Genomic DNA, 12,141 nt, shown 5'->3' with positions numbered 1-12,141 from the left:
ACGCCCTGGTCGGCCAGGAACAGCCAGGGCGCAGCCCTGAACAGGCCGAGCGTGACACGCGTATCCGCGACATCGTCCTTGACTTCGTCACCGGCGAGCGGACCCGCATGTGGCCCGCCGTCACGGACCGGCCCGTCTCGGGAAGTGTCGGCAACCCTCCCTACGAGCCCAGCACCCACTACCAGGTGGTCCTCGACTTGTTCGAGAACATCGCCCGCCCCTGACGGCCACCGGGCGATCGGGAACAGCGCACCAGGGGGCGAACAGAGTGAGGACTTCGACATGAGCCGACCGACAGCGGCCGACGGCGCCGCGCCGACGACGATGCGGGCCGTCGTCGTCACCCGGCCCGGTGGCCTCGACGCACTGGAGATCAAGGACGTGCCGGTGCCCGTACGCGAGCCCGGCTGGGTGCGGATCAGGGTGAAGGCGTTCGGCGTCAACGAGTCCGAGGTCACCACCCGCAAGGGCGAGTCGGACGCGCAGGTCACCTACCCGCGGGTGCCCGGCATCGAGGGCGTCGGCGTGGTCGACGAGGCCGACGAGGACAGCGGACTGCGGCCGGGACAGCAGGTGGCCACCATGATGGGCGGCATGGGCCGCTCGTACGACGGCGCCTACGCCCAGTACGTGACCGTCCCCGCCGCGCAGGTCATCCCGTTCGAGACCGGGCTACCGTGGGAGGTCGTCGGCGCGCTGCCGGAGATGTTTCAGACCGCCTACGGATCGCTGACCACCGGCCTGGACCTCAAGGCCGGGCAGACCCTGCTGATCCGCGGCGGCACCTCCACGGTCGGGCTGAGCGCGGCCACGATCGCGAAGGATCTCGGAGCCACCGTGCTGTCCACCACCCGCAGCCCGGAAAGGGCCGGGCAACTGCGGGCGGCAGGCGTCGACCATCCCCTCGTCGACAACGGCACCATCGCCGACCAGGTGCGCGACCTGATGCCGGAGGGTGTCGACGCCGCATTGGAACTGGTGGGCTGCTCGGTCCTCGCCGACACCCTCCGCACCGTCCGCCGCCACGGCACGGTCTGCTTCACCGGAGCCCTGGCGGGCCAGTGGACGATCCCCGACTTCACCCCGTTCATGATCCCGGGCGGGGTGCGGCTGACGTCCTACGGCGGTCAGGCCGCCGACCTCCCGGCCGACGTCTTCGCCCACCAGCTCCAGGCCATCGCCGCAGGGCGCCTCACCGTCCCGGTCGCGAAGGTCTACCACGGCCTGGAACAGGTCCGTGCCGCCCAGACCGACGTCGAATCCGGCACCACGCCGGGCAAGCACGTCGTCGTCCTGCCGACGGCCAGTCCACCCCCGAACCCGGCATCGTCATCCTGGGCGGGATCGGCTCGGGGGCCGATGCCTTGAAGAAGTACACGGCACGGTCGACGCCACCATCGATGCCGTCGACTGAGACCCTGACGGAAACCACCGGGATCGTCAACCGGGCAGCGGAGAGGGGACGTTCGTGGCCTCGCCGGCGGCGAAGGCGGCCGGGGGGAGACCGCTGCGGTCGCGGAAGAAGCGGCCGAAGTTCGCGGGGTCGGTGAAGCCGAGGTGGACGGCCACAGCCCGGGCATCCCACCGTTCACCTCCCAGCAGGCGCCGGGCTTCCAGGAGGCGCCGCTCGTCGATGAGTTCACGCACTCCCTTGCCGGTGGCGTCCCGCGCGGCACGGCTCAGGGTGCGGACCGAACAGCCGAGCAACTCGGCGTAGTCCGCGGCCTGGTGGAGCTCGCGGAAGTGCAGTTCCAAGGCGTCCAGGAAGCGCCCGTACCTGTCGGCGCGGCCGGTGCCGGCCGTGGCCGTGCCGACGGGGGCGATGCCCGGGGAGTTGGCCAGGCGCAGCAGCAGCGATTCGAGCAGGCTGCGCCGCAGGGCGTGGTGGATGCCGAGGGGGCGGCGCCCCAAGGCGCGGTGTTCGTCGAGGAGTTGGAGGGCCGTCTGCTGGAGCCAGGCGGTGTCGTCGGGGTGCGGGGTGAGCACGGCAGGGGCCCCGTGCGCGGTGAGCGGGGCCAGGAGACGGGCGAGGTCGGGCCGCAGCACATCCGGTTCGAACAGGATGAACGGGCCGCGGGCCGCGCCCGGCGGATGCCAGCACTGCGCGTGCCCGGGACGCACCCACAGCCACTGCCCGGGGGCGACGGTCCGCGTGACGTGGTCGACGTCGTGCCGCAACTCACCCTCGGTGACCAGGATCAGGTAGTGGAAGGTGGCACGCCCAGGACGCGGCGGGTTCCACGGCCAGTCGTCGTGCCGGGCGAAGAAATCCTCGACGGTATGCACTTCGAGGCCGTACGGAGTGCCGACCGGGGGCTGGAAACCGTAGAGCGGAACCGCGGCCGGTCCGGCCTGCCCGCTCGACCCGGAGTGTCGCTTGTCGACCATCACGTGTCCGCAGCCTACCGCCCTTCCCGTCGGGTGCGGCGGAAGGATGGATCGTGCCACCGTGCCCGCGCGGCGCGCCCGCCGCCGCCTCCTCCTTCGACGCCACAGTCCCTCCCACCTGAGAAGGCTCACCACCCATGAACGGATCGGCCCTGCACAAGACCGCCGCCGACTGCGCGGAGGAACTCCCCGGAGCTCAGCTGGAGCACCCCTTCGGGGCCGACTGGGAGGTCTACAAGGTGCGCGGCAAGGTGTTCATGCTGATGACCGAGGTCCCGGGGCGTCCCGTCGTGATCCTCAAGGCGGACCCCGGCGAGGCCGACGCCCTGAGGGAGCAGTACAGCCACATCACCCCCGGCTACCACATGAACAAGAGGCACTGGATCACCCTGGAGAGCGGAGAAGGCGTCGACAAGGAGTTCATCAGGGAGCTCGTCACCGACTCCTACCGGCTCGTCGTCGCCCACCTCCCCAGGGCCGAGCGGCCCGTCGACCCGCACACCTACGGCACCGGCACACGGGCGGCCCGGTGAGCGCGGCCGGCGACCGGCTCCAGGACACCGCCCGCCGGGCGGCCCTCGCCCTCCCCGACGTCAGCCACGGGTACCCCTTCACCCCGGGACTCGACGTGTACAAGGTCGCCGGCAAGGTGTTCCTGATCGTCACCGACGACCCGCACGAGCAGATCATCACGGTCAAGTGCGAACCCGAACACGCCCGCGCTCACGTACGCGGCCACGCCTCGATCACACCGGGCCGCTACCTCGACAAACGCCACTGGATCTCGCTCGGGCCGGGACCCGGTATCACCGGGCGGCTGGTCGCCGGCGCGGTCGAGGACTCCTACGACCTGGTCGCCGGGCGGTTGCCGCGACGCGACCGCCCCAGCGCCCGATGAGCACCGCGAGCTTCCCCGTGAACACTTGAGCCGACGCCTGATGTCAGTGCTCCGTGCAAGGCTCGCCACGTCCGCACACGCCCGCCTCCCACCCGAGAGACCTATGGAACCGACCCTGCCGCTCTTCGGCGAGGAGCCCGCCCGGCCCCTCGCCGACCGCCTGCGCCCCACCCGGCTGGAAGATGTCGTCGGGCAGGACCACCTCCTTGCGCCGGACGCCCCGCTGGGCCGCATGGTCGCCCAGCAGCGCCTCGGCTCCGCCATCCTGTGGGGCCCGCCGGGCGTAGGGAAGACCACCATCGCCCGGCTCCTCGCGGATGCCGGCAACCTGGCCTTCGAGCCGGTGTCGGCCACGTTCTCCGGCGTGGCCGATCTGCGCAAGGTCTTCGCCGCCGCACGAAGCCGGCGGAGCATCGGCCGGGGCACCCTGCTGTTCGTCGACGAGATCCACCGCTTCAACCGCGCGCAGCAGGACAGCTTCCTGCCCTACGTCGAGGACGGCACCGTCACCCTGATCGGCGCCACCACGGAGAACCCGAGCTTCGAACTCAACGGCGCCCTCCTCTCCCGCACCCAGGTCCTCGTCCTCAAACGCCTCGACGAAGCCGCACTGTCCACGCTCCTCGACCGCGCCGAGCAGCTCACCGGCCACCGTCTGTCCCTGGACGACGACGCCCGCCGCGCCCTGATCGCCATGGCCGACGGCGACGGCCGCTACCTCCTCAACATGGCCGAACAGCTCCAAGCCCTCCCGGACACCGGAACCGCCCTGGACACCGCCGGGCTCGCCCATCACATCCAGCAGCGGGCCCCGCTGTACGACAAGGCGCAGGAGGGCCACTACAACCTGATCTCCGCGCTGCACAAGTCGATGCGCGGCTCCGACCCGGACGCGGCCCTGTACTGGCTCGCCCGCATGCTCGACGGCGGCGAAGACCCCCTGTTCGTCGCCCGCCGCCTGGTCCGCTTCGCGAACGAGGACATCGGCATGGCCGACCCCCACGCCGTCCAGCAGGCCCTCGCCGCCTGGGACGTGTACGAGCGACTCGGCTCCCCCGAGGGCGAGTTGGCGATCGCCCAGGCCGTCGTCTACCTCGCCACCGCCCCCAAGTCCATCGCCGTGTACCGCGGCTTCAACGACGCACACCGCTCAGCCCGGAACACCGGCTCACTCATGCCACCCGCCCACATCCTCAACGCCCCTACCCGGCTGATGAAGGACCTCGGCTACGGCAAGGACTACCAGTACGACCCGGACACGGCCGACGGCTTCTCCGGTGACGACTACTTCCCCGACGGCATGGACCGCCAGTCCTACTACCAGCCCACCCGCAACGGCTACGAAGCCCAGATCACCGAGCGCCTGCGCCACTGGGCCGCTTTGCGCACCCGCCGGCAAGGCGGCTGACCGGCCGACACGACGATGGTAAGTGGATCGACTTGCCTCATGGGTGGCGCGGAGGCTACCTTCAGATGGTGAGTCAATCGACTTACCTAATGACTTGGCAAGGAACAATGCACATGAATCGTCTTGCGGGCAAGCGCGCCCTCATCACCGGCGGCACGAGTGGGATCGGTCTGGAGACCGCGCAGCGTTTTGTCGCGGAGGGTGCCGACGTGCTGGTCACAGGCGTCACCCCGGCCAGCATCGACAGGGCGCGGCAGATCCTCGGGGACAAGGTGCCCGTGGTGCAGGCCGACGCACGCGATCTCGATGCGCAGCGCGGCCTGGCGGAACGGGTGCGCGAGCACTTCGGGAAGCTGGACGTGGCGTTCCTGAACGCGGGCGTCTCGGACTGGCGGCCGTTCGAGGACCACACGGAGGACAGCTACAACCGGCTCTTCGACATCAACGTCAAGAGCGTCTTCTTCCTCACCCAGGCCCTGGTGCCCGTGCTGGCCAACCCCTCCTCGGTCATCCTCAACGCGTCCAACAGCGCGCACGGCGGCTACGGGCATTCGAACGCCTACGCCGCGACGAAGGCGGCCGTCGGCTCCCTGATGCGGTCGTGGAACGCGGACCTTCTCAGGTCGCACGGCATCCGGTTCAACGCGGTCAGCCCCGGCCCGGTGGACACCCCGCTGTACTCCGGCTCCAAGCTCGGGATCGAGGATCCCGGGCAGCAGAAGGCGGTTCTGGAGGCGATCAGCTCCGGCATTCCCCTCGGGCGCATGGGTCTGCCCGAGGAGGTCGCGGAAGCCGTCGTGTACCTGGCCTCCGATGCCGCCGCCTTCGCCGTGGGCCAGGACCTTATCCTGGACGGTGGCCAGACCGTTCTCTGACAGCGAGAACGCGGCTGGGAGACGGGCGAAGGGCGTGGGTATGTCGGTGGCGGACCGTGAGCGAACGGAAACCGGTGGCGATACGTGCCGGCCCGGGTATCACGCGCAGATCAAAGCGGAGAACCGCGCGCGCATCATCCGCGCCGCCCGCGATCTCTTCCTCGCCCGGGGATACGACAAGACCTCCCTGGCCCAGATCGCCAGGGAGGCCCGCGTCTCCACCGGCACCCTCTTCAAGCGGTACCCCTCCAAGGCAGCGCTGTTCGCGGCCGTCACCTCCGAGCAGTGGCAACTGGACGTGCAGTACGCCGCACCGCCCCCGCCCGGCGATCCCCGGTACGGTCTGGACCACATCGGCCGCGACTACGCCTGCCTGGTCTCGCGGCCCGGCACGGCGGCACTGTGCCGCCTCATCATCACCGAACTTCCCCAGATGCCGGAACTCGCCGACATCGTCGGCACCGGCTTCGCCATCGACCGCGGACCCTTCTTCGACCGGCTCCGCGACTACCTGGACGCCGAAGCACAGGCCGGCACCCTCGACTTCCGTTCGGCCAACGGACAGCCACAGCCGGCCTCCGCGGTGGCCGAACAGTTCCTCGGCATGATCTGCGGTCAACTCCTGTGGCCCCAGCTCGTACGCACCGACTTCGTCCCGCCCGACCCCACCGACACCACGATCGTGGACGAAGCCGTCGCCCTCATGCTCACCCGCTACCGCACCGGATCCTGAACCCCGGACCACCAGTTCACGCTTCGAGGGCCCCGATACGTTGCCCTATCGGGAACCGGGACAGGTGCAGGTACGCGTGCCTCGACCGGCAACGAATACCGGCAAGCGGCGGACGGACCTCCCCGCAATCAACAGCGGCCGACGGCTCAGCCGGGACCGTGGCCTCCTGGTACTGCCGGCGTGCGCCCCGGCGGCCCGGACGGCTCCTGGTACCGCACCGCCCGGGCGCAGGGCTCCGGCCACATCGGCGCGAGCGGCGTTGGCAGGGACGTAGCCCTGGTGCCGGAGAGCGACCCGGCCGTCAACGGTCGGGTGGACGAGGCCTGTCGGGGCAAGTACGGCCGGTACGGCGACCAGTAGGCCGGACCCCTTGTCGGCGCACGGGACCACGCTCAAGCTCGTGCCCCGCTGATCGTTCCTCCAGGCTCAGCCGGCGTTGTCGGACGTCGTGAACGTCCCGTTCATGTCGAGGTCCCCGTCCTTGTCGCCGGAAGCGGTGTTTCCCTCGTCATCAAATTGTCGCCTGGGCGTGGTGCCTCAATGCTGCCGGAAGGAGCCGCCGCAGCCAGGAGGTCGAGGGGACGCTGGGGTTGTCCCTATTCGAGGGCACCTGAACTCGCTGGTGGGCTCCCCGATCTCCCGGAGCCGCGTCAGCCGGCGGGATCGGGTGATTCTTCAGGGGCGGCGCGCGACTCGGTAGCGGTGGTGTCGGTCCAGCTGGCGAGGATGTCGATGGCTTCCGCGCTGGGGGACTCCGGCTCAGGGGTGTAGATGACGAGAGTCTGGTCAGGGTCCCCTTCGATGGCGAGAACCACGTAGTCGAGGGTGAGGTCGCCGACGAGCGGGTGGTGGAGGCGCTTGCTGCCGGTGGTGTGGGCCTGGACGTCATGGTCGGCCCACAGGCGGCGGAAGGTGTCGCTGTGCAGAGAGAGCTCGCCGATCAGTTCGGTGAGCTGCGGGTCGTCGGGGTGACGGCCGGCGTACAGGCGCAGTGTGGCCACGCAGTCGGTGGCGACCCGTTCCCAGTCCGTGTAGAGCGCGCGGGCGGCGTCGTCGAGGAAGACGAAGCGCGCGGCGTTGCGCTCGCGGTGGGGCCGGGACTGGAAGTCCGCGATGAGGGCGTAGCCGAGTCGGTTGGCTGCGAGGACGTCCATGCGGCGTCCTTGCACCACGGCTGGGACGGCGAGTGAGTCCAGGGCCCGGTACACGGCCGGGCGCACGCGCTGCGGCGGTGGTGGTCGCCGGTTGCGGGCGCGGGCCGCTGTGGGCTGGGCGAGGTCGAAGAGATGGGCGCGTTCGGTGTCGTCCAGCTGCAGGGCGCGGGCCACGGCGTGCAGAACGGTCTCGGAGACGCCTTGGGTATGTCCGCGTTCCAGGCGGACGTAGTAGTCGACGCTGACTCCGGCGAGCTGGGCGAAGTGGGCCACCGTGGCCCCACCGCGACGGCGTGTGACAGATATGCGCTCCCCCGGGAAACTCCTCGACGAGTTGGTCCTGGGCGGCGGTGGCGGCGGACTGCTCCGGGGTCTGCCGGGCGAGTCGGTGAAGCGGCCGAGACGCCGGCCGCACTGAAGTGCAGTACGGGCGAGGCGGCCAGGTCGCGTTAGAACGGCCCCGGTCGTCCGGGCGTCCTGGAGGGAGGTGGCCGCGGGCCGAATTTTTTCTTTTAGGGCGCTCACCTGGATGCTTACGCTTGGTGCGTAGCGTAGTCATGGGCCAGTATGGAGTGCCGTACAAGAGGAACACTCGTGTCCGCGACCGGAGGGGAAGGTCCGCAATGGAGGCGGTAGCAGCCCACGCGAATGACACCGCGCCGGAGATGTCGGCACTTCCGGCAGCCTGCACCGCGGTCCCGGTCGAGCACGCGGACTTCATCCGCCAGGTCCTGGAGAGGATCGGCGACAAGTGGACCCTGATGGTGATCGGGAGCCTGCGGGGCGGCGGCGTGATGCGCTACAAGGAGCTGCAGAGCTTTATCCCCGGTATCTCGCAGCGCATGCTCTCGCGCACTCTGGCCCAGCTCCATCACGACGGCCTGGTCTCCAGGACCGCCTACGCCGAGGTTCCACCGCGCGTGGAGTACGCGCTCACCCCGCTGGGTGCCAGCCTCAACGACATCGTGGCCTCCATGATCGGCTGGGCCGCCGATCACCATGACGAGATCCGCCGGCACCGAGAGCGTTCTGGTACGGCCGACGCGCGGTGACCGACCGGACCCGGCGGTCGAGGGGACAAGCCTCTCAAAACGTTGTCGCGCCTTCGAAGCGAACCCACTTGTCGGACATCAGTGTGCGGCGGCAGCGTGGGCCCAGTGCTCGTCACGTTCCTGATCACGGGAGACGCCGGGGGTTTCGCGCTGCAGGATCGCGGTAGCGCGGGGGAGCCCCCCAGTACGGAGCCCACTGGCATGCTCCTGTCGCCGATCCGGTCCAGCACCTGCCGGACGAAGTCCTTCCACTCGGCGGCGACGGCGGCCCCGGCTCCCGGCCGCATCCGGTCGATCTGCGGCCTCCATGACGCACATCCCCGTCCCGTACGGACATCGATGTTCCTTTTGTACGGCCTTCCGTGCTGGTCCATCATGGCGCTGCACGAGGCGTCCCTCGCCGACGCACACGAGCGGGCCCGGCAACTGGCCGGGAGGAACGGCGGACGCACCGCCGCGTGAATCGATCGCCCACAACCGTCCGCCAGGTGTGGCCGGGACCTCACGCCTGCTCCAGTCCGAACGCAAAGAATTCCCCGTCATGAAACTGCTCGTGCTTGGACGCAGTACCGGTTCTGTCCCGTCATCCGGAGGAAAAGAACGATGAGCAAGCCCTCAGTATTGATCGTTGGCGCTGGTGCCGTAGGGATGGCGGTCGGCTACCACCTGAGCCTGGCCGGTGCTGACATCACACTCCTCGTCCGTCCCGGACGAAAAGCTGCATTCGCGGCCCCGCAACAGCTCTATTCGTACGACGACGCCGCACTCAAGACGTTCGCCGGCCACACCGTCGTCGAAGGCGTCGACGAACTGGTCGAGCCGCGATTCCAGTTCGTCGTCGTCACGCTCGACGGCCATACCAGCCGCTCGGCCGAAGGCACAGCCCTGCTGCGCGCCCTCGGCGACGCGATCCGCGGCACCGACGCGACAGTGATCATGTGTGGTATCGGCAAAGGGCTGCGCGAGCACTACCTGGACGTCATGCGTATTCCCGACGATCGGTTGCTGGCCGGAATGCTCAGCATGCTCAGCCATCAGGCCGGCGCCGAGCTGCCCGTCCACGCACCGACAGATCCAGCACTGGTTGCCAAGGCCGGCGTCTGCTACAGGCATCCTGCGAACAAGGTCGGTTTCCGCGTCGGAGCCAGCAACAAGGCGGCTGCGAAGCAGTTCGCCGCACTCTACGATCGCAACGGCGTCTCGCGCTGCAGCGCGGTGAACCCGTTCCTGGTCAACAGTGCCAGTGCCTTCTTCCCCATGTTCTCGGCATGCGAGATCGCCGGCTGGCCCGACGACTTCTCCACCGTGGTGGCGGACAGGGAACTCTGGCGGCTGGCCTGCCGTGCGCAGGCCGAGATCATGTCGCTGCCCCAGAACGGCCTGCTCGGCAAAGTGATGGCCGCGGTTCTTGGCCCGCGCCTGACGGCTTCCGTGAACCTCAAGTTGGAACGTGAGGTTCGGCCGCTGGATTATCAGGCGTTCAGCCGCTTCCAGCACGGGGGCAAGGTTCGCGTTCAGGACGTCGAATCAATGCGCGCCGACCTGGCCGACGGCCGGCGCCAGGGCCGACGGATGGCTGCCCTGCAGGAATTGCTGGCGCGGCTTGAGGCACATGAAGCGGCCAGCCAAGTAAACACGCAGAGCTAGAGTCACCCAGGCCTGTGTCCCCCGCATCGATAAGGGGCAACTGGAGCGCAGCGAGGTCGACAAGTCCTATGTCCTGGGCTGTCCAGTCGACGCGATGTGACCCAGGTCGATGAGCGGTCCGGTGGACAAGCTCGCGTCCTGACGTCAGGGATGTTTCTCCACCTCGGGAGAAGGGATGGAGCACCATCGCGTCGGTAAGGGACTCCGCTGCGCGAAAGTTCCAGGCCTCCGGCTGGATTGGGCGGACGCCGCTCTCGCTGTGGCAGGCCCCTCCTTCCCCCTCGGTTCGGAGACGACTCCGACCGAGCGACTTGTCGGACGAGCAGTGGGCGTTGATGGAGCCGATCATCACGGCCTGGAGACGGAACCGGGTAAGCCGGTCGGACACGGCCCCGGCACCGCTGTGGCCGGTGTACATCTCGAAGACCCTCAGGGGCCGTTGGGTCCAGGTCGTCCTCGGCTGGACACCGGACGACCGCTTCGGTCTCCAGGACCCCGGCAGGTCCTGGAGACCGGAGGTGCCGTCGGCCCGCGCGAAGCTCCCGCCGAGCCGACCACCGGGTTTGGATTCAGCCGGTGCCCGTCGGCAGCGGTTCGTCCAGGAGGAACGCCCGCAGCAGTGCGGTATAGCGGCGGGGCTGTTCGCCTGAGATGGAGTGTCCCGCTCCCTCGACGGTCACCAACGCGGAGCCTGCGAGGGTGTGCTGGTACTCGGCGGTCACGGCGGGCTTGATGAAGTCGCATTCCCCTCGCATGATCAGGGAGGGGACGTGCAGGGTGCGCAGGCGGGGCCGGGGGTCGGGGAGTCGCTCGAAGTCCTTGACGGTCATCTGGTTGCTGTAGAAGCCCTGAGGGTTGTCGTGCGCCTTGGCGGGCGGAGCGTTGTCGCACGAGGTGCTGTCCTTGCCCTGTAGTGCGACTTCGTGCATCCAGTGGTCGACCTCGCGGTCGCCGACCAGCGCGTGGGCGGCGCCGGGGTTGATCTGGAGGAGCAGGCTCGCCGTGATGATGCGGGGCGCGCTGTTGAGCCGGTCGAGCCGGGCCTTCTGTGCGGGGGAGAGGCGGTTCCAGGGTTCCCCGGCCTGGGAGCCGGGGTATTGACGGCCCCACAGCGCGCCCGGCGAGGTGAAGACCGCTTTGGCGACGTGCCCGCCATGGGCGGCCAGGTACTGGGCGGTGAGTGATCCGCCCCAGGACTGGCCGACCAGGATGATCCGGTCGGCGCCGAGTGTGCGCCGGATCGCGTCCAGGTCGGCGACCTGGCGGGCGACGGTGTAGCCGGTGACGTCCCGCAGCCGGGTGGAGCGGCCGGCGCCAAGCTGGTCGTAGGAGTAGACGTCGAAGCCGTCCGCCGCGAGTTCACGGCCCCCGGTGGGGATGCCCTCGCCGGGGGTGCCGGGACCGCCGTGCAGGAAGATCACCGGGGTCGGTCTGGCCCTGCCCGAGGCGGGGGCGTGGACGTAAGCGATGCGTGAACCGGTCGGCAGATCCCAGAACCGCACGCCGGGCGGGGTGGGGGCGGCCGTCGTGGTGGGCATCGGACGGAGGACGGTGACGGCGGCGAGGACGGCGACGGCCGCGGTCAGGCCGGCCGTGACGAACGCGGTCGCCCGCCGCGCCGGGCGGCGGGCGAGGCCGAATAGGGCGAACGCCGCCCGGCCCAGCACTCCGCCGGCCAGGGCGCCGCAGACGAGACCGACGATGGCCAACACCGGCACGCTCGCGGTGACGAACGCCGCCGCGAGGAAACCGGCCACCGCCACGGCAGGGGTCAGCAGGAGAGCCAGGAACAGCAGGACACCGCCGGCGACACGACGGAGAAGTATGCGTGACATGCCTTCGAGGCTAGGAAGCCGACGCGCGCTTCCCGTCCAGCTCAGGGACGGTTTCGGCGGGGGAGAGGGCCGCCGTGCGGCGGGGTGTCGTCCCCTCCTTACGGCGGGGGAACCGGCTCGGGTACGGCAGGCGCGGTGCCGTAACAACTGT

14 protein-coding genes and 1 pseudogene are annotated in these 12,141 nt (G+C 69.6%); 12 read left to right on the top strand and 3 right to left on the bottom strand.

All coding sequences use genetic code 11. The features are described 5' to 3' along the window. Together JHN45_RS17200 and JHN45_RS17195 are read left to right on the top strand one after the other, a co-directional pair. Positions 1-224, top strand: a pseudogene (locus JHN45_RS17200) (carboxylesterase/lipase family protein); the annotation flags it as partial. 58 nt (positions 225-282) lie between these two features. After that, a complete protein-coding gene (locus JHN45_RS17195; protein ID WP_236583761.1) occupies positions 283-1,368 on the top strand; it encodes an alcohol dehydrogenase catalytic domain-containing protein in 1,086 nt (361 codons plus the stop codon). Positions 1,369-1,440: 72 nt separating this feature from the next. Here JHN45_RS17195 and JHN45_RS17190 read toward each other — a convergent pair whose 3' ends face one another. After that, positions 1,441-2,391 carry an AraC family transcriptional regulator gene (locus JHN45_RS17190; protein ID WP_201049621.1) on the bottom strand — a complete coding sequence of 317 codons (951 nt, stop codon included), beginning with the start codon at positions 2,389-2,391 and terminating at the stop codon, positions 1,441-1,443. Between the two features lie 134 nt (positions 2,392-2,525). Between JHN45_RS17190 and JHN45_RS17185 the strand changes: the two genes are divergently transcribed. From JHN45_RS17185 to JHN45_RS53005, 6 genes are all read left to right on the top strand, one after another. Then, positions 2,526-2,921, top strand: a complete 396-nt coding sequence (locus JHN45_RS17185) for an MmcQ/YjbR family DNA-binding protein (protein WP_201049620.1) — start codon at positions 2,526-2,528, stop codon at positions 2,919-2,921. Further along, on the top strand, positions 2,918-3,286 hold the full coding sequence (locus JHN45_RS17180) for an MmcQ/YjbR family DNA-binding protein (RefSeq protein ID WP_201049619.1): 369 nt from the start codon (positions 2,918-2,920) through the stop codon (positions 3,284-3,286). Before JHN45_RS17185 ends, JHN45_RS17180 begins: the two co-directional genes overlap by 4 nt. 103 nt (positions 3,287-3,389) lie before the next feature. Continuing rightward, on the top strand, positions 3,390-4,694 hold the full coding sequence (locus tag JHN45_RS17175) for a replication-associated recombination protein A (protein ID WP_201049618.1): 1,305 nt from the start codon (positions 3,390-3,392) through the stop codon (positions 4,692-4,694). A gap of 113 nt (positions 4,695-4,807) precedes the next feature. Next, positions 4,808-5,569 carry an SDR family oxidoreductase gene (locus JHN45_RS17170; protein ID WP_201049617.1) on the top strand — a complete coding sequence of 254 codons (762 nt, stop codon included), beginning with the start codon at positions 4,808-4,810 and terminating at the stop codon, positions 5,567-5,569. A gap of 40 nt (positions 5,570-5,609) precedes the next feature. Next, positions 5,610-6,302 carry a TetR/AcrR family transcriptional regulator gene (locus JHN45_RS17165; RefSeq protein ID WP_201049616.1) on the top strand — a complete coding sequence of 231 codons (693 nt, stop codon included), beginning with the start codon at positions 5,610-5,612 and terminating at the stop codon, positions 6,300-6,302. Between the two features lie 180 nt (positions 6,303-6,482). After that, positions 6,483-6,662, top strand: coding sequence for a DUF2255 family protein (locus tag JHN45_RS53005; protein WP_201049615.1), 180 nt, complete (start codon positions 6,483-6,485; stop codon positions 6,660-6,662). Between the two features lie 290 nt (positions 6,663-6,952). Here the strand turns inward: JHN45_RS53005 and JHN45_RS17155 are convergent, their stop codons facing one another. After that, complete coding sequence (locus tag JHN45_RS17155; protein WP_307783122.1) at positions 6,953-7,729, bottom strand: helix-turn-helix transcriptional regulator; 777 nt, start codon at positions 7,727-7,729, stop codon at positions 6,953-6,955. A gap of 22 nt (positions 7,730-7,751) precedes the next feature. On the opposite strand from JHN45_RS17155, the gene JHN45_RS54045 reads away from it, so the two are divergent. The 4 genes from JHN45_RS54045 (at position 7,752) to JHN45_RS17140 (ending at position 10,155) form a co-directional block, all read left to right on the top strand. Beyond that, on the top strand, positions 7,752-7,874 hold the full coding sequence (locus tag JHN45_RS54045; protein ID WP_268982268.1) for a hypothetical protein: 123 nt from the start codon (positions 7,752-7,754) through the stop codon (positions 7,872-7,874). Between the two features lie 247 nt (positions 7,875-8,121). Continuing rightward, on the top strand, positions 8,122-8,508 hold the full coding sequence (locus JHN45_RS17150) for a helix-turn-helix domain-containing protein (RefSeq protein WP_201049614.1): 387 nt from the start codon (positions 8,122-8,124) through the stop codon (positions 8,506-8,508). Positions 8,509-8,709: 201 nt separating this feature from the next. Next, positions 8,710-8,970 (top strand): hypothetical protein, encoded by a 261-nt coding sequence (locus JHN45_RS17145; protein ID WP_201049613.1) that lies wholly within the window; start codon positions 8,710-8,712, stop codon positions 8,968-8,970. Positions 8,971-9,111: 141 nt separating this feature from the next. Further along, complete coding sequence (locus JHN45_RS17140) at positions 9,112-10,155, top strand: ketopantoate reductase family protein (RefSeq protein WP_201049612.1); 1,044 nt, start codon at positions 9,112-9,114, stop codon at positions 10,153-10,155. A 569-nt stretch (positions 10,156-10,724) separates the two neighbouring features. Here the strand turns inward: JHN45_RS17140 and JHN45_RS17135 are convergent. Continuing rightward, positions 10,725-11,990 (bottom strand): alpha/beta fold hydrolase, encoded by a 1,266-nt coding sequence (locus tag JHN45_RS17135; RefSeq protein WP_201049611.1) that lies wholly within the window; start codon positions 11,988-11,990, stop codon positions 10,725-10,727. Positions 11,991-12,141 lie beyond the last annotated feature (151 nt).

The organism is Streptomyces sp. MBT53, assembly GCF_016654115.1.
Classification (GTDB): domain Bacteria; phylum Actinomycetota; class Actinomycetes; order Streptomycetales; family Streptomycetaceae; genus Streptomyces.
Note: the sequence above shows the minus strand (reverse complement) of the source record. Positions and strands in the feature narration are given on the sequence as shown.